The 19309-nt window shown below is 73.0% G+C and carries 16 protein-coding genes; 4 read left to right on the top strand and 12 right to left on the bottom strand.

Going from position 1 to position 19309, the window contains the following annotated elements:
- Positions 1-75 precede the first annotated feature (75 nt).
- Positions 76-855 (top strand): VOC family protein, encoded by a 780-nt coding sequence (locus ACIRRH_RS02625; RefSeq protein WP_403060627.1) that lies wholly within the window; start codon positions 76-78, stop codon positions 853-855.
- 130 nt (positions 856-985) lie between these two features.
- On the top strand, positions 986-1792 hold the full coding sequence (locus tag ACIRRH_RS02620; RefSeq protein ID WP_403060624.1) for a hypothetical protein: 807 nt from the start codon (positions 986-988) through the stop codon (positions 1790-1792).
- A 245-nt stretch (positions 1793-2037) separates the two neighbouring features.
- Here the strand turns inward: ACIRRH_RS02620 and ACIRRH_RS02615 are convergent, their stop codons facing one another.
- The 5 genes from ACIRRH_RS02615 to ACIRRH_RS02595 all read right to left on the bottom strand — a co-directional run bounded on the left by ACIRRH_RS02615 (position 2038) and on the right by ACIRRH_RS02595 (position 8730).
- Positions 2038-2853, bottom strand: a complete 816-nt coding sequence (locus ACIRRH_RS02615; RefSeq protein ID WP_403060621.1) for a class I SAM-dependent methyltransferase — start codon at positions 2851-2853, stop codon at positions 2038-2040.
- A gap of 108 nt (positions 2854-2961) precedes the next feature.
- Positions 2962-4221, bottom strand: a complete 1260-nt coding sequence (locus ACIRRH_RS02610) for an MFS transporter (RefSeq protein ID WP_403060618.1) — start codon at positions 4219-4221, stop codon at positions 2962-2964.
- A gap of 187 nt (positions 4222-4408) precedes the next feature.
- On the bottom strand, positions 4409-4987 hold the full coding sequence (locus ACIRRH_RS02605) for a dienelactone hydrolase family protein (RefSeq protein WP_403060616.1): 579 nt from the start codon (positions 4985-4987) through the stop codon (positions 4409-4411).
- An 81-nt stretch (positions 4988-5068) separates the two neighbouring features.
- Positions 5069-5926 (bottom strand): ABC transporter permease, encoded by an 858-nt coding sequence (locus ACIRRH_RS02600; protein WP_403061082.1) that lies wholly within the window; start codon positions 5924-5926, stop codon positions 5069-5071.
- Positions 5927-5937: 11 nt separating this feature from the next.
- Positions 5938-8730 carry an alpha/beta fold hydrolase gene (locus ACIRRH_RS02595; RefSeq protein WP_403060613.1) on the bottom strand — a complete coding sequence of 931 codons (2793 nt, stop codon included), beginning with the start codon at positions 8728-8730 and terminating at the stop codon, positions 5938-5940.
- A gap of 97 nt (positions 8731-8827) precedes the next feature.
- Between ACIRRH_RS02595 and ACIRRH_RS02590 the strand changes: the two genes are divergently transcribed.
- A complete protein-coding gene (locus ACIRRH_RS02590; protein ID WP_403060610.1) occupies positions 8828-9847 on the top strand; it encodes a mechanosensitive ion channel family protein in 1020 nt (339 codons plus the stop codon).
- Between the two features lie 148 nt (positions 9848-9995).
- On the opposite strand, the gene ACIRRH_RS02585 is transcribed toward ACIRRH_RS02590, so the two are convergent.
- From ACIRRH_RS02585 to ACIRRH_RS02570, 4 genes are all read right to left on the bottom strand, one after another.
- Entirely contained in the window at positions 9996-10460 is a 465-nt protein-coding gene (locus tag ACIRRH_RS02585) for a GNAT family N-acetyltransferase (RefSeq protein ID WP_403060607.1), read from the bottom strand.
- Between the two features lies 1 nt (position 10461).
- A complete protein-coding gene (locus ACIRRH_RS02580; protein ID WP_403060604.1) occupies positions 10462-11400 on the bottom strand; it encodes an RluA family pseudouridine synthase in 939 nt (312 codons plus the stop codon).
- A 54-nt stretch (positions 11401-11454) separates the two neighbouring features.
- Entirely contained in the window at positions 11455-12144 is a 690-nt protein-coding gene (lspA, locus tag ACIRRH_RS02575) for a signal peptidase II (RefSeq protein WP_403061079.1), read from the bottom strand.
- Between the two features lie 116 nt (positions 12145-12260).
- Positions 12261-12725: a TraR/DksA family transcriptional regulator gene (locus ACIRRH_RS02570; protein ID WP_224276950.1), complete on the bottom strand. Its 465-nt coding sequence runs from the start codon at positions 12723-12725 to the stop codon at positions 12261-12263.
- A gap of 633 nt (positions 12726-13358) precedes the next feature.
- Between ACIRRH_RS02570 and ileS the strand changes: the two genes are divergently transcribed.
- Complete coding sequence (ileS, locus tag ACIRRH_RS02565; RefSeq protein WP_403060601.1) at positions 13359-16490, top strand: isoleucine--tRNA ligase; 3132 nt, start codon at positions 13359-13361, stop codon at positions 16488-16490.
- Between the two features lie 283 nt (positions 16491-16773).
- Here the strand turns inward: ileS and ACIRRH_RS02560 are convergent, their stop codons facing one another.
- The 3 genes from ACIRRH_RS02560 to ACIRRH_RS02550 form a co-directional block, all read right to left on the bottom strand.
- Complete coding sequence (locus ACIRRH_RS02560) at positions 16774-18144, bottom strand: DivIVA domain-containing protein (RefSeq protein ID WP_403060598.1); 1371 nt, start codon at positions 18142-18144, stop codon at positions 16774-16776.
- 59 nt (positions 18145-18203) lie between these two features.
- Positions 18204-18485, bottom strand: a complete 282-nt coding sequence (locus ACIRRH_RS02555; RefSeq protein ID WP_030060143.1) for a YggT family protein — start codon at positions 18483-18485, stop codon at positions 18204-18206.
- Between the two features lie 99 nt (positions 18486-18584).
- Complete coding sequence (locus tag ACIRRH_RS02550; protein WP_224276937.1) at positions 18585-19202, bottom strand: cell division protein SepF; 618 nt, start codon at positions 19200-19202, stop codon at positions 18585-18587.
- Positions 19203-19309 lie beyond the last annotated feature (107 nt).

Raw genomic sequence — 19309 nt, 5'->3', positions numbered from 1 at the left:
GCGGCGTGTCGAGTGGCGATTCGCCTCCCGCGACGAAATCGTGACCGGCAGCAAAACCCACCAGAAAGGGTCAAAATGCCCGAGGTCACCACCCCGTACGCGACCGGCACCCCGTGCTGGGTCGATCTGATGGCCAAGGACCAGCAGGCCGCACTGGACTTCTACCGCGACCTCTTCGGCTGGCAGGGACAAGTCGGCAAGGCGGAGTTCGGCGGCTACGCCGTCTGCGAGCTCGACGGCAAGGCCGTGGCCGGCATCGGCGCGGCGACGTCCCCCGACGGGATGCCGCAGCCGCCGACCGTCTGGACCAGCTACCTGGCCACCACCGACGCCCAGGCCACCCAGGACGCGATCGTCGCCGCGGGCGGCACCCTGCTCGTCCCGGTCGTGGACGTCGGCGACCTGGGCCGGATGCTGATCGCCGCCGACCCGCAGGGCGCGGTGTTCGGCGCCTGGCAGCCGGGCGAGTTCTCCGGCGTCAAGGTCGTCAACGAAGCCGGCGCGCTGATCTGGAACGAGCTGCACACCAGCGACATCCCGGCCGCCACCGCCTTCTACGGCGAGGCGTTCGGCATCGAGTTCGAGCCGCTGGACGGCGCGGACACGTACTGGGAGCTGCGGGTCGGCGGCCGCGCCGTGGGCGGCGCCACCCTGCTCGCCAACGACCCGCCCGGCACTCCGGCCCACTGGCTGACCTACTTCGCGGTCGACGACGTCGACTCCACCGTGGACGCCCTGGTCAAGCGCAACGGCACCGTCCTCGCCCCGCCCTTCGACATGGTGGCCGGCCGGATGAGCGTGGTCGCCGACCCGCAGGGCGCCCCCTTCGCCGTGATCAGGCCCACGTCGCGCTGACCCCGTCCTTCTTCGCTCCGCCCGCCCGGACCTCCACCCGGGCGGGCGGACCATGTTCCGACCGCTCGTCAATCCTCTTACGGACCACCACCCTTGAGGCGGACCGGTCACCCCTGCTTGACTGACCGCCGTGACCGAAACCGCCGCCACCCCCGATGCCCTCGGCGCCCTCGTCAGCCGCCACCCGGTCGCCATCCGCACCCGGTGGATCAACGCCGTCTGGGCTCTGACGATCGGCGCCCTCGCCTCCTGGCTGGGCCTGTGGGCCCTCCTTCAGGACGGCGGCTCCGGTGGCGACCCGGGCGGCGGCCAGGCGCTCGGCGTGGCCCTCGGCCTCGGCATCTGCGGGCTCGTCCTCGGCACCTCCCAGGCCGTACGGGCCCTGCGCGGCGGCGCCGGCGAGTACTTCGAGGTCCGGGCGTACGGCCTGGTCCACGGCAACGCCCGCGGGCTCAAGGGACGTTGGACCTGGGCGCAGATCGCCACCATCACCGTCCCGGCCCGCAGCGGCGCGGCCGGCGTCTACGCCCACCGGTTCGGCAACGACTACCGCTGCGTCCTCGGCCTGTCCGACGGCGGACGCGTCCGGGTGGACGGCCTGGCCGCCGGCGCCTCCACCCTCGGCAACGCGGTGATCGACCACTGCCCTGACGCCCGGATGCTCGACGCCGAGGCGTGGACCCGCCGGGCCGGCGGCCGGCTGCTGCTGGGCGCGGCGCTCTGCGTCGGCGGCGTCATCGCCATGGTCCGCTACATCTCCGACCACCCGGGCGGCGAGCGGGTCACCGTCGACGCTTCCGGCCACACCGTCCGCGAGTTCGTCCGGGGCGTCGGCGACACCACGATCATGCTGCTCGGCCTCGGCATCGCGGCCTGCGGCCTCGGCGCCGTCGTCTTCCTGGCCCTCTTCGTCCACGGCCGCTTCCGCCGCCCCTGACCAGCCCCTCACCGGCCCCCGGCCTGTGCTACCCGCCCGCGGGGGGGGGGGGGCCCGCCGCCGCGCCCCCCGCCCCCCCCCCCCCGCGCCCCCCCGGGCCCGGGACCGGTCGTTGTCGCGCCGCCGGGCCCTCCTCCTCCCCCGCCCCGTCCCCCCCCCCCCCACACCCCCCCCCCCCCCCCCCGCTGTGGGCCCCCCCCCGGGGGGGAACGCCGGCCGGCCCGACTCCCCCCGCGCCCCACGCCCTAAGCGCCCCGCCGTGCCAGGAACAGATCGTTGACGCGCAGCATCCCGATCCCGCCGCCCCGCGCGTCGAGCACCCGGGCCGTCTCCGCCAGCGCTCCCTCCCGCCGCTCATCCGGCAGCACCCGGTAGGTGGAGACGGACGCCAGGAAGTCGAGGTAGCGCCCGGTCTCGTACCAGACCTCCTCCCGGTACCGGACGGCCCGCAGATCGGTGAACCGGCCGTCCCGCCGGCACTCGGGCTCCGGCCAGCCCCGGTCCCCGCCGCCCGCCTCCGGGCCGTAGAACGAGGCCCGCTGCCCGTGCGGCGCGTTCTCGACCCCGAACTTCCGGTCCACCTCGGCGAGTTCGTCGTACGGTCCGCCGTCCAGGACCCCGTGCGGGTTCCAGAACAGCGCCACCGTGCCGCCCGGTCCGAGCGAGTCGTGCACCAGGTCCCAGCGGCGCGCCGGGTCCAGCCAGTGCCAGGACGTGGCGGCGAACAGCAGTCCGAACTCCCGCCCGTCCGCCGCCCATTCCTCGAAGCCGCCGCTCTCGACCCGGACCTGCGGGTACCCCCCGGTGTTGCGCCGCAGCACCTCGGCCATCCGCGGGTCCGGCTCGACGCAGACCAGCGGCACCCCGCGCCCGGCGAACAGCACGGTGGCCTTGCCCGTCCCCGCACCGACCTCGACCGCCGGGCGCCCGCCCAGCTCCGCGTACGCCAGCACGTCCGTCACCAGCGCGTCCGCGTACCCCGGCCGGGCGGCGTCGTACAGCTCCGCCGCCTCGCCGAACACCCGCGCCCGCGTCCGGTCCACCTGCTCCGCCGCGCCCATCGGCACTCCCCCGTCCACCCCGACACCGGTCGGCGGACACCGTACCGACCGCGCCCCGGCGGGGCCATCGGATTACCACCCGGCCGGCACGGGAGCCCCGAAGGGCCCTCACCGCCGGTAGGCGCTCACCGCGACCGCCGGCACCAGCCCGAGCGCCACCAGCCCACCCGCCAGGGCCAGGAGCGGGTAGCTCGTGGCCGCGACCATGATCCCGGAGGCCATCCCGCCGGTGGCGCCCGCGATCGCGATCGAGACGTCCACCAGGCCCTGCGTCCTGGCCCGGGTGGCCAGCGGCACCGTGTCGGCGATGATCGCCGTGCCCGAGACCAGGCCGAGGTTCCAGCCGATCCCCAGCAGCGCCAGCGCGAGTGCCAGCAGCGCCACCGAGTCTCCGGGTGCCGCGGCGGCCAGCATCCCCGCCGCCAGCAGCGCCACCCCGGACGACGCCGCGACCGCCAGCCGCCCGTACCGGTCGACCAGCCACCCGGTGACCGGCGACGGCAGGTACATCGCGCCGATGTGGATCGCGATGACCAGCCCGGAGGCGGCCGATCCGTGCCCGTGGTCGTGCATGTGGACCGGCGTCATCGTCATGATCGCCACCATCACCAGCTGGGAGAGCACCATGACCAGCCCCCCGAGCGCCACACCCCCGCGCCCGGCCCGCTCGTCGGCCGCGTCCGTCACCGCGCTGCCGCCCACAGGCCCGGCCCCGACGAGCGTCCGGGCCAGCAGCAGCGGGTCCGGCCGGAGCCACCGCGCGAGGACGAGCCCCGCCAGCCCGTAGGCCAGGCCGGACAGGATGAACGGGCCGGCCAGCGCCGGAATCCCCAGCCCCTCGGCGAGACGCCCGGTCGGCGCGGCCAGGTTGGGCCCGGCCACGCCGCCGAGCGTGGTGGCGACCAGGACGGTGGACACCGCCCGCGCCCGCCGGTCCGGACTCGCCAGGTCGGCCCCGGCGTACCGCGCCTGCAGGTTGGTGGCCGTCCCCGCCCCGTACACGAACAGGGCGACGAACAGCAGCAGCGGGTTGTCCAGCACGGCCGCCGCGATCACACCCGCCGAGCCGACCGCCCCGGTCAGGTACCCGGCGGCCAGCCCTGGGCGGCGGCCCCGGCTCTGCGAGATCCGGCCCACGACCACGGCGGCCAGCGCCGATCCGGCGGTGAACAGCGCGCTCGGCAGCCCGGCCAGGCTGGTGGAACCGAGCATCTGCTGCGCCAGCAGGGCGCCGACCGTCACTCCCGCCGCGAGCCCCGCACCGCTGAGCACCTGGGAGGCGACCAGCACCCGCAGGATGCGGCGCTGTGCCTCGCCGGGATCGTCGGGTATGCCGGCGGTCGTCTCGGCGGGGGCGGTGCCGGCCATGTCTGTCTCCGGGGCAGCGTCGGGCGGTGCGGACGGGCGGCCCGGGCGCTTCCCGCCCGAGACATTCTCCATAATTCCATGGATTATGGAAACCTGGCCCGGCCGTGCCGGCCCTGGCCGCCGCTCCCGCCTCACCCGCGCGCCGGTCGAACCACCCCCAGCCCCGCGCCGGCCGCCCAGCCCCGCGTCAGGCGTCCAGTTCCGCGAGGAAGTCCAGCGACGCCACCCAGGCCCGCTCGGCCGCCTCGGCGTCGTAGTCCGGCAGCTCCGGATCGGTGAACAGGTGCCCGGCGCCCCGGTAGCGGTGCACCTCGACCTCCGCCCCGGCCCGCCGCATCCGCAGGTACCAGGCGTTCAGCCAGTCCTCCGGCTCGAACGGGTCCGGCTCCGCGATGTGCAGCTGCACCGGGATCTCGGTGGCGGCGTCCTCCCGCAGGTCCGAGGTGCCGTGCAGGAGCAGCAGCCCGCGCGCCTTCTCGTCGGCCAGCGCCAGATTCTGCGCCACCGCGCCGCCGAGCGAGAAGCCGGCGTACACCAGCCCGCTCTCGGACACCGACGCGACCGCCGCCACGGCCCGCCGCAGCAGTTCGTCGCGGCCGCCGAGTTCCTCCTGGAACTCCTGCGCCTCCTCGACGGACTCGAAGGTCCGCCCGTCGAACAGGTCCGGCGTGTGCACGGTGTGCCCGGCGGCGCGCAGCCGCTCGGCGGCGGCGTGCACGGCGGGGCGCAGGCCGTAGGCGGAGTGGAAGAGGACGATCTGGGCCACGGTTCGGGTCCTTCACCAGGGAGGTCAGCTACCCACCCATGATCCCGCATGCCCCGCCGGGCCCCGTGACCCCACGTCCGGCTAGGACACCACGTCCTTGCGGGCGAACCCCCGGAACGCCAGCGCCAGCAGCACCACCGCGTACGAGAGCGACAGCGAGACGCCCTGCACCATGCCGCCCCACTCCAGCTGCGGCTGCAAGGCGTCCGCCCAGGAGTACTGCCAGTGCGCCGGCAGCCACTCCCGCAGGTCGCCCAGCGCGGTGACGGCGTCCAGCACCCCGGTGATGATCGAGGCGAACACCGCGCCGCCGACCGCGCCCAGCGGCGCGTCCGTCGCCGTGGAGAGCCAGAACGCCAGCGCCGCGACCACGATCTCGCTGAGGAACACGAAGGCCACCGCGATGGCGATCCGGGGCAGCGCCTGCCCGGCGGGCAGGCTGACCCCGGCGGGCAGCTTGAGGTCCCCCCAGCCGTACGCCGCCGTGCCGACGACCAGCCCGATCGCGGGCAGCATCACCACCGCCGCCGCCGAGAACGCCAGCCCGACCGCGAACTTGCGGGCCAGCAGCCGGGCCCGGGGCACCGGTGCGGCCAGCAGGTAGCGCAGCGAGGACCAGCTGGCCTCGGAGGCGACGGTGTCCCCGCAGAACAGCGCGACCGGGATGACCAGCATGAAGCCGGTGCCGACGAACAGCATGGTGACCGCGAAGTTGGCCCCCGAGGCGGTGGCCAGCTCGATGAAGGTGGTCCGGCCCGGACGGCCCGGGGTGCCGCCGATCTGGAACGCGGCCAGGATGACGAACGGCATGGCGGCCAGCACCGCGCCGATCACCAGCGTGCGGCGCCGGCGCAGCTGCCGCATCGCTTCCACCCGCAGCGGCAGCGTCCGGCTCGCCCGGTACCCCTCGGCATGGTCCATCGACTCCGCGTGGTCCATCGGGACGACGCTCACGCTCCACCTCCGATCAACGACAGGAACGCGTCCTCCAGCCGCCGCTGCGGGCCGGCACTCTCCACCGGCACCTCCAGCCGCACCAGTTCGGCCAGCAGCCCGCCGGCCGTCAGTCCCTCCAGGCGCACCAGCAGTCCGCCCTCGACGGCCTCCACCGAGCCGACCCCGGCCAGCGCGGCCACCTTCTCGGCCACGGGCACCGGGTCGTACGGGCCGGCGATGCCGATCATCAGCAGCTCGCCGGCGCCCACGATGTCCCCGACCGGGCCGGCCGTGACCAGTTGCCCGCGGTCCATCACCACCAGGTCCGTGCAGCTCTGCTCGACCTCGGACAGCAGGTGGCTCGACACGATCACGGTCCGCCCGCCGGCCGCGTACCGGATCATCACCTCGCGCATCTCGCGGATCTGCGGCGGGTCCAGCCCGTTGGTCGGCTCGTCCAGGATCAGCAGGTCCGGCATCCCCAGCATCGCCTGCGCGATCGCCAGCCGCTGCCGCATGCCCTGCGAGTACGTCCGCACCGCGCGGTCCAGCGCCTCGCCGAGCCCGGCGATGGCCAGCGCCTCGTCGAAGCGCGCGTCGGCCTCCGGGCGTCCGGTCGCCTGCCAGTACAGCCGCAGGTTGGCCCGCCCGGTGAGGTGCGGCAGGAAGCCCGCCCCCTCCACGAACGCACCGACCCGCGACAGCACCGGCGCACCGGGCCGCACCAGGTGCCCGAAGATCCGGATCTCCCCGGCGTCCGGCCGGATCAGGCCCATCAGCATCCGCAGCGTGGTGGTCTTGCCCGCGCCGTTCGGCCCGAGCAGTCCGAGCACCTGCCCCTGCTCCACCCGGAAACCCAGCTCCCGTACGGCGTAGCGGTCCTGGGCGCCCTTGTAGCGCTTGCTCAGCCCGCTGATCTGCAGCGGCACCGCGGCCAGCTCCGGATCGAAGCCGGGCCCGGCGGCGCCCCGCCGGCGCCGCAGCCGCGGCGCCAGCACCAGGGCCGCGGCCGCCAGTACGGCGATGACCGGCAGCGCCCAGGTGCGCGAGGGCAGCGGCGCCGCCTCGGTGACCAGCTCCTCGACGGTCGGCACGGTGAGCGCCCCGGCCGGTACCACCCGGTAGGTGGCCGGCTCGGCCGGCGAGGCGTACGCGAGGTCGGTGCTCGCCAGCACCAGCCGCACCCGGTGCCCGGCCGGGAAGGTGTGGTCCACGGTCGGCAGCGCCACGGTGACCGTCTGCCCGGCGTCCGCACCGGTGACCCGCAGCGGGGCGGCGAGCTGCTGCGGCAGCACCGCCTTGCCGTCCGGCCCGACGTCGTACAGCTTCGCGAACAACACCGCGTCCGGCCGGTCCGCCGTCACCCGCACCGGCACGGTCGGCTGCCCGGTCAGGTGCAGCGGCGAGTCCAGCGGCGCCGAGTCGAAGGCGGCGTTCTGCCCGGGGAAGTCCAGTGACAGCCCGGCGCCCAGGGAGGCCGCCTGGCTGAGCGCACCGACGCCCGGCAGCGTCGAGATCCCGGGCGGCGCGCCGCCGGGCGGATTGGCGAGGGTCTGCTCACCGCCCGTCAGCTCGACGGTCCGCGAGCCGGTCCCGCCCAGCCCCGGGTACCGGTCGGCGGTGGCCCCGCGCAGCACCGCCTGGAAGCCGGTCGAGTCGACCCCGCCGGTGCGGGTGACCCGGAACGCGGCGCCGGTGTCGTTGCCGTGCCCCTTCGGGCTGTGATTTTTCAAGAAATGATCGAACCAGGCCGTCACCCGGTCGTCGACCCGCGCGCTGGTGTCCGTCCCGCCGTCGTGACCGCCGGCGAACCAGTCCACCGCCACCGGCGCGCCGTTGGCGGCCACCGCCTTGGCGATCCTGTCCCCCTGGTCCAGCGGGAACAGCGAGTCCTGCTGCCCCTGCACCACCAGCGTGGGCGCCTTGAGCTGCGCCGCCACGGAGGACGGGCTGGAGCGCTCCAGCAGCGCGACGGCCTCCGGATCGGCGTGCCCGGCGGTGGCGACCCGGTCGTACATCTGGCAGAGCGACTCCAGGAACCGCCCGCAGCCGACCGGCTCGTCCGCCTTCGGCTTCGGCCCGCCGTTCTCCCGCGGCGCCTCGCCCGAGGGGCCGAGGTCCCCGGCCGAGCCGGTGGTGAAGAAGATCCCGGCCCACAGCTTCTTGAACACGCCGTCCGCCGCGCCCGAGCCCTGCACGCCCTGCGGGAACAGCGCATCGGCCAGGTTCCACCAGGTGATCTGGGTGGCCACCGCGTCGATCCGGTGGTCGTACGCGGAGGCCAGCAGCGAGACCGCCCCGCCGTACGAGGCGCCGGTGATGCCGACCTTCGGGTCGCCGACCGCGTCCAGTTGCACCTCGGGCCGCTGGGCCAGCCAGTCCACCAGGTGCTTGACGTCCTCGACCTCGCGGTCGGGCGCGTTCAGCCCGATCCTGCCGCCCGAGTGCCCGAAGCCGCGCGCCGACCAGGTCAGCACCGCGTACCCCTGCCGGGCCAGCTGCTCGGCGCGCTCGCGCTCGCCCTCCTTGGAGCCGCCGAAGCCGTGCGCCAGCAGCACCGCCGGGCGCGGACCGCCGCCGCCGGCGGTGAAGAAGGAGGTGTCCAGCTGGACCTGCTGGGCGCTGCCGGGCGTCTCCGGCATGCTGAGGAAACGGTCCTCCTGATGGACCGCCTGCTCACCGCCGGACGCCACCGTCGCGGTACCGGCTCCGGCCACCGCCACCAGGGCCACCGCCCCGGCGAGCAGCCTGCGTCTGACCGTTGTTCCCCGGGCGCGCCAGCGACGCCATGCCCCACCGAACTCCATGGGCGCTGATCGTATCCGCCGTCCGGGTAGGCGTCCGATAAAGCCACCACACTGTTTCGTCCGTTTCACCCCACCCTGCCCGGGTATCGTACGGCGCATGCCCTGGCTGCTGATCTCGCTGCTCGCCGCCGTCGCCGCCACCCTGGCGATCGGCTGGATCGTCGACCAGGCCCTCCAGCGGACCGCCGCCCGCCACCCCGCGGCACCGGTCTGGCCGCTGCTCCGCCGCTGCCGGATCCCGCTCCAACTCACCGTCGTGTCAGCCCTGTTGATCGCCGCCAAGCCGCTCCAGCGGGTCTTCCACCTGAAGCGCGAAGACGGCGCGCAGCACCTGCTCCTGCTGTTCCTGCTCGCCTCCCTGGGCTGGCTCACCGTCCGCGTGGTGGCCGCCGTCCTGGAGGCCCTGCTCAGCCGCTACGAGACCCGCATCGAGGACCCGGCACGCGTCCAGCGGGTGCACACCCAGATCAGCATGCTGCGCCGGGTGGTCAGCGCCCTGATCGTCGTGGTCACGGTGGCCGTGATGCTGCTGACCTTCTCCGCCATGCGCGCCATCGGCGCCAGCCTGCTCGCCTCGGCGGGCATCATCGGCATCGTGGCCGGCATCGCCGCCCAGAGCGCCCTGGGCAACTTCTTCGCCGGCCTCCAGATCGCCTTCGGCGACACCGTCCGGATCGGCGACATCGTGGTGGTGGACGGCCAGCAGGGCGCCGTCGAGGAGATCACCCTCACCTACCTGGTGGTCCGGCTCTGGGACCAGCGTCGGCTGATCGTCCCGGTCTCGTACTTCGTCAGCCGGCCGTTCGAGAACTGGACCCGCCGCGACCCCGGCCTGCTCGCCGCCGTCCTGCTCCACCTCGACCACACCACCCCGGTGGACGAGCTGCGCACCGCGCTGCGCGCCCGCCTCGACCGGCACCCGCTCTGGGACGGCGCGCAATGGGCCCTCCAGGTCACCGACACCACGCCCAGCACCATCGTCGTCCGCGCCACCATGACCGCCCGCACCCCCGACGACGCCGCGCAGCTCCGCTTCGACATCCGCGAACAGCTCATCGCCCACCTGCGCGACGAGCACCCCCACGCCCTGCCCCGCCTGCGCACCACGGACTGCTGACCCGCGCCCCCCGAAGACGAAAGCCCCCAGCACCCCGAGAGGGGTACTGGGGGTGGTCCCGGCCGAAGGCTGGGGGCGGAACCGCGCGAAGCGGGAGGCGACCACCGGAAACCCGTCCCGAAGGTCCGGCCCCACCTGCCCCGAACGCCTACAGCACCCGCGTCATCGTCCGATGCGCAATCCCCGCGTCGTCGTACACCGGCCCCTGCGCCGCGTAACCCATCCGCTCGTAGAACCCGAGCGCCTGCACCTGCGCGTGCAGCTCGACCTCCACGCCCCCGCGCTCGGCGCCCGCGGCCTCGATCGCCCGGACGAGCTCCGCGCCCAGCCCCGTCCCCCGGGCCGCCGGGACGACCGCGAGCCGCCCGAGCAGCACCCGTCCGTCGATGCCGCCCGTCAGCTTCCGCGCCTGCTCGCCGAAGATCAGCCGCGCCGTCCCCAGGGCGGCCCCGTCCGCCGCGACGGCCAGCAGGTGGACCGAGGTCGCGTCGTACTCGTCGTACTCCAGCTCCTCCGGCACGTCCTGCTCGACGATGAACACCTCACGCCGGACGGCCCGCACCAGCTCCAGGTCCGCCTCGTCCTCGGCGACCCGGATGGCAGCGGCCGGCACCTCAGCTCTCCGCCGCGATGATGTCCAGCGCCTTCTTGAGGTCCGCCGGGTACTCGCTGGAGAACTCGACCCACTGCCCGTCCGACGGGTGCTCGAAACCGAGCGAGACCGCGTGCAGCCACTGCCGGGTCAGCCCCAGCCGCTTGGCCAGCGTCGGGTCGGCGCCGTACGTCAGGTCGCCCACGCAGGGGTGCCGCAGCGCGGACATGTGGACGCGGATCTGGTGGGTGCGCCCGGTCTCCAGCTTGATCGCCAGCAGCGACGCGGCCCGGTACGCCTCGATCAGGTCGTAGTGGGTGACGGACGGCTTGCCCTCCTGGGTGACGGCCCACTTCCAGTCCGAGCTGGGGTGCCGCCCGATCGGCGCGTCCACCGTCCCGCTCATCGGGTCCGGGTGGCCCTGCACCAGCGTGTGGTACCGCTTCTCGGTGATCCGGTCGTGGAACTGCCGCTTGAGGTCGGTGTACGCGCGCTCGGACTTGGCGACCACCATCAGCCCCGAGGTGCCGACGTCCAGCCGGTGCACGATGCCCTGGCGCTCGGCGGCGCCCGACGTGGAGATCCGGTACCCGGCCGCGGCCAGTCCGCCGATCACGGTGGGGCCGGTCCAGCCCGGGCTGGGGTGCGCGGCGACGCCGATCGGCTTGTCGACCAGCACGATGTCCTCGTCGTCGTGCACGATCCGCATGCCCTCGACCGGCTCGGCGACGATCCGCACCGGGGCGGCCGGGGCCGGGATCTCGACCTCCAGCCAGGAGCCGGCGGTGACCCGGTCCGACTTGCCGGCCACGGCGCCGTCGAGCGTCACCTTGCCGTCGGCGGCCAGCTCGGCGGCCTTGGTCCGGGAGAAGCCGAACATCCGGGCCAGGGCGGCGTCGAGGCGCTCACCCTCCAGGCCGTCGGGTACGGGGAGGCTGCGGATCTGCGCTGCGGTACTCACCCGTACGAGTATGCCGGAAACACGACACGCCCCTGCGCGCCGGTGGCCCGGGCGCTACTTCTCGGTCCGCTCCGCCTTCTCGGCCTTCTCGGGCTGCTGGTGGACGGTTCCGTCCGGGTTGCTGCCCCGGAAGGAGAGCAGCACCACCAGGATCCCGCCGCAGACGATCGCCGAGTCCGCGAGGTTGAAGACGGCGAAGTGCTGGACGGAGATGAAGTCCACCACGTGCCCGCGGAAGACGCCGGGCGCGCGGAACAGCCGGTCGGTGAGGTTGCCGAGCGCCCCGCCGAGCAGCAGCCCGAGCGCGATCGCCCAGGGCAGGCTGTACAGCCGGCGGGCGATCCGCCAGATCACCACGATGACGGCGGAGGCGATCATCGTGAAGACGACGGTCAGCGCCTGCCCCATCCCGAAGGCGGCGCCGGAGTTGCGGATCACCTGGAAGGTGACCACGTCCCCGATCACCTTGATCGGGGCGTGGTTCTCCAGCCGGGCGACGACCAGCAGCTTGCTGCCGAGGTCGATCAGGAAGGCGAGCACCGCGACGACCAGCAGCACGCCGACCCGGCGCGGGCCCTTGGGCCGCTCCGCCGTCGTGTCGTCCACGGACGCCGCCCCGCTCGGATCGGCCACGGGCACCTCCACGGCATCGGCGGGGGACGGGACGGCGTCGTCCCGGGTCTGGGGGGAACCTTGCGTACTGATGATCCGCTCCGCTGCCGATGGAGCTCCCCCGGTCCGCAGGAGGGGGAGGGTGGTGGGCCGGTGACGACCTGCCCGCGTTCGCGAACGCGTCAGGCGACGTTACGGGGTCGAGCGTACGGCAAGCCCGACCCCCCACGTCGCTCCGGTCGCCCGGTTCAGCGGCGTTCCTGCTTGGCCTTGCACTGCACGCAGAGCGTCGCCCGGGGGAAGGCCTGCATCCGGGCCTTGCCGATGGCCTGCCCGCAGGACTCGCAGATGCCGAAGCCGACGCCCTCCAGCCGCTCCAGCGCGCGCTCGGTCTGGGCCAGGCTGTCCCGCGCGTTGTTGGCCAGCGCCAGCTCGCTCTCCCGCGAGATGTTCTTCGTACCGGCGTCCACCTGGTCGTCACCGGCTCCGTCGTTGGAGTCACGCATCAGGCCGGAGATGGCCGCCTCGGCGGCGCCGATCTCGTTGCGCAGCCGCTCCAGCTCACTGATCAGCTCGTCGTGCAGCTCGTGGACCTCCTCGGTGGTCCACGGGTCCTCGCCGGGCCGGACCGGCAGCGTGGCCGGGTCCACGGACTCGGCGCCGCGCGGTGCGGTGACGGTGTCGGTGCTGCTCTTCGGTGCGGTAGTGGTCACGGTCCCCTCCCCTGGGTCGACCGCCACGGCCTTGCGTGCCCGCTTGGTGGCGGTACCCGCGCCGGTTCCCTTCTCAGCCATGGCTTTCGACCCCATCTACGAACGAATCGAGCCGCCGGTTCCCGGCGGCTTCCAGTGCCGGAACGATAATCCCGAGCAAAACCGGTCACAACGTGACATACCGGCGCCTCATAACGATCCCACCCAGGCAGCCGCCCCAATCGTCACGCCCCGTTGCGCTCAGGGATTTGTGCCCAGATCGACTCCGGCTAACCTCCGCCGCCGAACGCCCCCGGGCGCCCGTCCGGAAACGGTTTGGACAAACCGACTCGCCCGGCCGATACACTGGCTCTGCAAGGCGCAGATGGGACGAGTACCGACGTACGCAGCCACCAGCGACCCGGGGACGGTGCGAGCCCGGGGGTGTGCACGGCGGGAAGATCACCCCGGAGCCGCCGGAAGAACGGCCACCGCACACCGGACGCGGCGGCCCACTAGACCCGGCAGCAAGCCCAAACAAGAGGGCCGCGAACGCAGCACCGCGGCCAAGGAGGGTGGTACCGCGGGACGGCCGTGCCGTCTCGTCCCTCCGGAGGATCCAGTCCCAGCATCCGCCGGAGGTAGACGCCCGCGATGGCCATGACCTACAACCCCGTCCCCGCGCAGGTGGATCTGCCTGCCCTGGAGCACCAGATCCTGTCCTTCTGGCAGGACAACAAGATCTTCCAGCGCAGCGTGGAGCAGTCCGAGGGCCGCCCCGAGTGGGTGTTCTACGAGGGCCCGCCCACCGCCAACGGCATGCCCGGCGCCCACCACATCGAGGCCCGCGTCTTCAAGGACGTCTTCCCGCGCTACCGGACCATGAAGGGCTACCACGTGGCCCGCAAGGCCGGCTGGGACTGCCACGGCCTGCCGGTCGAGCTCGCCGTCGAGAAGGAGCTGGGCTTCTCCGGCAAGCAGGACATCGAGGCGTACGGCATCGCCGAGTTCAACGCCAAGTGCCGCGAGTCGGTGACCCGCAACACCGACGCCTTCTCCGAGCTGACCACCCGCATGGGGTACTGGGTCGACCTCGACGACGCCTACCGGACGATGGACCCGTCGTACGTCCAGTCCGTCTGGTGGTCGCTCAAGCAGATCTTCGACAAGGGCCTGCTGGTCCAGGACCACCGCGTCGCCCCCTGGTGCCCGCGCTGCGGCACCGGCCTCTCGGACCACGAGCTGGCCCAGGGCTACGAGACCGTGGTCGACCCCTCGGTCTTCGTCCGCTTCCCGCTGACCAGTGGCCCGCTGGCCGGTCAGGCCGCCCTGCTGGTCTGGACCACCACCCCGTGGACCCTGGTCTCCAACACCGCCGCCGCCGTCCACCCGGAGGTCACCTACGTGGTGGCCACCGACGGCGACGAGAAGCTCGTCGTCGCCGAGCCGCTGGTCGCCAAGGCGCTCGGCGAGGGCTGGGAGACCACCGGCGAGTCCTTCACCGGCGCCGAGATGGAGCGCTGGGCCTACCGCCGCCCCTTCGACCTGGTCGAGATCGAGAACGCGCACTACGTCGTCACCGCCGACTACGTCACCACCGAGGACGGCACCGGCATCGTCCACCAGTCCCCCGCCTTCGGCGCGGACGACCTCGCGACCTGCCGCAGGTACGGCCTGCCGGTGGTCAACCCGGTGCTCGGCGACGGCACCTTCGCCCCCGAGGTCCCGCTGGTCGGCGGCCAGTTCTTCAAGAAGGCCGACGAGGCCCTGGTCGCGGACCTCAAGGAGCGCGACCTGCTCTTCCGCCACCTGCCGTACGAGCACAGCTACCCGCACTGCTGGCGCTGCCACACCGCGCTGCTCTACTACGCGCAGCCGTCCTGGTACATCCGGACCACCGCCGTCAAGGACGCGATGATCCGCGAGAACGAGGCCACCAACTGGTTCCCGGAGACGGTCAAGCACGGCCGCTTCGGCGACTGGCTGAACAACAACATCGACTGGGCGCTCAGCCGCAACCGCTACTGGGGCACCCCGCTGCCGATCTGGCGCTGCGAGGAGGGCCACCTCACCTGCGTCGGCTCGCTGGCCGAGCTCACCGAGCTCACCGGCACCGACCAGAGCGGCCTCGACCCGCACCGCCCGTACATCGACGCGGTGACCTTCGCCTGCCGCGACTGCGGCGGCACCGCCACCCGCGTGCCCGAGGTCATCGACGCCTGGTACGACTCGGGCTCGATGCCCTTCGCCCAGTACGGCTACCCGTACCAGAACAAGGAGCTGTTCGAGAAGCGCTACCCGGCGCAGTTCATCTCCGAGGCAATCGACCAGACCCGCGGCTGGTTCTACACGCTGATGGCGGTCGGCACCCTGGTGTTCGACAAGAGCAGCTACGAGAACGTCGTCTGCCTGGGCCACATCCTGGCCGAGGACGGCCGCAAGATGTCCAAGCACCTGGGCAACATCCTGCAGCCGATCCCGCTGATGGACCAGCACGGCGCCGACGCCGTCCGCTGGTTCATGGCGGCCGGCGGCTCGCCCTGGTCGGCCCGCCGGGTCGGCCACGGCACCATCCAGGAGGTGGTCCGCAAGACCCTCCTCACCTACTGGAACACCGTCGCCTTCCAGGCCCTGTACGCCCGCACCTCGAACTGGGCGCCCTCGGCGAACGACCCGGCCCCGGCCGACCGCCCGCAGCTGGACCGCTGGGTGCTGTCCGAGCTGAACACCCTGGTCCGCGAGGTCGACGCGGCCTACGAGGCGTACGACACCCAGCGTGCCGGCAAGCTGCTCTCCGGCTTCGTCGACGACCTGTCCAACTGGTACGTCCGCCGCGGCCGCCGCCGCTTCTGGCAGGGCGACGCCGCCGCGCTCGCCACCCTGCACGAGGCGCTGGAGACGGTCACCCGCCTGATGGCCCCGCTCACCCCGTTCATCACCGAGCGGGTCTGGCAGGACCTGGTCGTCCCGGTCACCCCGGACGCCCCGGCCTCGGTGCACCTGACCACCTGGCCGCAGGCCCACGAGTCGCTGATCGACACCGAGCTCTCCCGGCACATGGCGCTGGTCCGCCGCCTGGTCGAGCTGGGCCGGGCCACCCGCGCCGAGTCCGGCGTGAAGACCCGTCAGCCGCTCTCCCGCGCGCTGGTCGCCGCCCAGGGCTGGGAGGAACTGCCCGCCGACCTGCGCGCGCAGATCGCCGAGGAGCTCAACGTCTCCACCCTGGAGTCGCTCGCCGAGGTCGGCGGCTCGCTGGTCGACACCAGTGCCAAGGCCAACTTCCGCGCGCTGGGCAAGCGCTTCGGCAAGGGCGTGCAGGACGTCGCCAAGGCGGTCGCCGCCACCGACGCCGCCCGCCTGGCCGCCGAGCTGCGCGCCAACGGCGAGACCTCGGTCGAGCTGGGCGGCGAGACGATCACCCTCTCTCCGGACGAGGTGATCATCACCGAGACCCCGCGCGAGGGCTGGGCCGTCGCCAACGAGTCCGGCGCCACCGTCGCCCTCGACCTGGCCATCACCCCGGAGCTCAAGCGCCTCGGCATCGCCCGCGACGCGATCCGCCAGATCCAGGAGGCCCGCAAGAACTCCGGCCTGGACGTCGCCGACCGCATCGTCCTGCGCTGGCGCGCCACCTCGGAGGAGACCACCGAGGCCATCACCGAGCACGGTCCCCTCGTCGCCGAGGAGGTCCTCGCCACCGACTTCGCCGCCGGCGCAGCCGACTGGGACTCCGAGACCTTCGCCGACGACTCCCTCGGCCTCGCCTTCCAGCTCCGCAAGGCCTGACGACCGACCACGAAGCCGCCGTCACCCCAGGGTGACGGCGGCTTCGCCGTACCTGCCCACGCCCCACAGTCTCCCCAACTCCCGCACGCCCCCTCCCAGTTCTCCACGCCCGCGCTCCACCTCAGAGCACGCGCCCCTCTCCACCCCCGCGCGCCCCTCCCCTAGTGCAGGAGAGCACCCCTCCGCTCCCCGATCCGGCACAGTCTCCGAGCGCACAGAGGGGCGCCCCCTCCCCGACCCTCGGGTCGGAAAGGGGGCGCCCTCAAAAGGCCCTGCTACAACCTCAGTTGTCGCCGTCCTCGTCGATCAGGAAGCCCCGCATCGGTGCCGGAGCCTGCTGCATCGGCTGCGGCGGCTGCGGACGGACGGCCGCCATCGGCTGGGTCATGCCGGCCGGCTGCATCTGCGGAGCACCGCTGTTGCCGCCGGTCGACTGCCCGCCGAAGCTCGGCGCCGAGGAGCTGCTGCCGAAGGAGCCGTTCCCGCCGAAGGACGGCGAGTTGCCCCCGAAGGACGGCTGGCTGCCGCCGAAGCTCGGCGCGCCGGCACCGGCCGGAGCCATCGACGAGGCCGCCGGCGGCAGCGACGCGGTGGCGGGGATCCGCGGCGGGGCGAGCGAGTCGTCGGCCTGCGACTCCAGCTGGCGCAGCTGGGTCTCCAGGTACGACTTCAGACGCGTGCGGTACTCACGCTCGAACGCCCGCAGGTCCTCGACCTTGCGCTCCAGCGTGGCCCGCGCCGACTCCAGCGAGCCCATCGCGACGCGGTGCTTCTCCTGCGCGTCCCGCTCCAGCGCGTCGGCCTTCGCACGGGCGTCGCGCTCCAGGCCCTCGGCCCGGCTGCGCGCCTCGCCGACGATCTTGTTGGCCTCGGAACGGGCCTCGGAGATCGCCTGGTCGGCGGTCTGCTGAGCGAGCGCGAGCACGCGGGCGGCGCTGTCGCCACCGGGGCCCTGCTGCTGCATCGGGGCGCCCATGGGGCCGCCCATCTGCTGCGGGCCGCCCATGGGGCCGCCCATCGGCTGCATCTGCTGCTGGCCCATGCCCTGGCCCATGCCCTGGCCCATCGGGTTGCCCATCTGCTGCGGGCCACCGGGACCGCCCATGGGCTGCAGCATCTGCCCGCCCATCGGCTGGACCAGCTGCTGCTGGCCGCCCATGGTCTGGTTCATCTGCTGCTGCGGGCCGCCGGCAGCCGGAAGCTGCGGCGCGGAGCCGGCGGGCAGGCCGAGGGGCTGGTTGCCCATCTGCTGCTGCGGACCACCCGGACCCATCTGCTGCTGGGGACCACCGGGACCCATCTGCTGCGGACCGCCCGGACCCATCTGCTGCGGACCACCGGGGCCCATCTGCTGCGGACCACCCGGACCCTGCTGGCCGGGGACCGGCGGGCCGGATATGGCGGCGGGCACCGGGGCGCCGCCCTGGCGGGGCGCGTCCTGCTGCGGCTCCTTGCGCAGGTTGGCCTGGTTCTGCGCGGCGGCACGAGTCGCGGCGGCCAGCTTGGCGCGCAGGTCCTCGTTCTCCCGGAGGAGGCGGGTCAGCTCCGCCTCGACCTCGTCGAGGAAGGCATCGACCTCGTCCTCGTCATAGCCTTCACGCAGGCGGACGGTCGTGAACTGCTTGTTCCGAACGTCCTCGGGGGTCAATGGCATCTCTTCACCTCAACGTGATCGTCGGCACACCGGCATCCTGTCGCATCGCTCACCTACGACTAGGGGTGCACAAGCGAGATCAGGACATACACAATGATCATCAGTACGAAGAAGGACAGGTCGAGCGCCACGCCCCCGAAACGCAACGGCGGAATGAGCCGCCGAAGAAGCTTGAGCGGCGGATCCGTGACAGTGTACGTGGCCTCCAGGACCAGGACCATGGCCTTGCCGGGCCGCCACGAACGCGCGAACTGGAAGACCCAGTCCATGACCAGCCGTACGAGCAGGAACACCAGGAAGACGGTCAGGGCGTAGTAGAGCACCGCCCACACGATGTCCATCGCGTTTCCCTCTCCCCGGTCCCGATCCCTCGGGCCTGCCGCTCGTCACCTGTCGCTAACCCACTGTTGATCAGATCCACACGTAAAGTCGTGGCCGGGTCAGCTCTGGTTGAAGAACCCACCCTCGGCGATCCGAGCCTTGTCCTCCGCCGTGACATCGACGTTAGCAGGCGACAGCAGGAACACCTTCTGTGTCACGCGCTCGATACTGCCGTGCAGACCGAAGACGAGTCCAGCGGCGAAGTCTACGAGGCGCTTCGCGTCGGTGTCGTCCATCTCGGTCAGATTCATGATCACGGGAGTCCCACCACGGAACTGTTCCCCGATGGTACGGGCCTCGTTGTAGGTTCGGGGGTGCAGCGTGGTGATGCGGTAGGGCTCTCGTTCGTTGACGACCTTGGGCATGATCACCGGTGCGCTCTTCTCCAGGTTGTGGCGGCGTTCGGGTGTGATGGACGACACGGGGGCCATCCTCGGAGTCTCCTGCCGGATCGGCACCGCCGCGGGCACCGGCTGCGGGGTGATCGAGGAGACCGGGGCGGGCGCGGCGGCCGCGGGAGCCGGGGCCGGCCGGGGGATGTCCTCGGTCCGCTGGCCCGTCCGGATCGGTTCGGGGTCCGCGTCGTAGTCGTCATCGGGGTCGTACCCCTGGCCGTCGTACGTCTCGTCCTCCACGAGGCCGAGGTAGACCGCCATCTTGCGCATTGCGCCGGCCATGCTCCTGTCTCCTCCGCTCATAGCCACCTCGCTGACGCTCGGTGGCAGCTTCGCGAAACGCGCACCTTCTGATGGTCGCTCGCTCGCTCGCTCCGTGCGGACCGGCT

Origin of the sequence: Kitasatospora sp. NPDC101235 (assembly GCF_044767505.1) — a bacterium.
GTDB lineage: Bacteria > Actinomycetota > Actinomycetes > Streptomycetales > Streptomycetaceae > Kitasatospora.
This window is presented reverse-complemented; position numbering and strand designations above follow the sequence as displayed.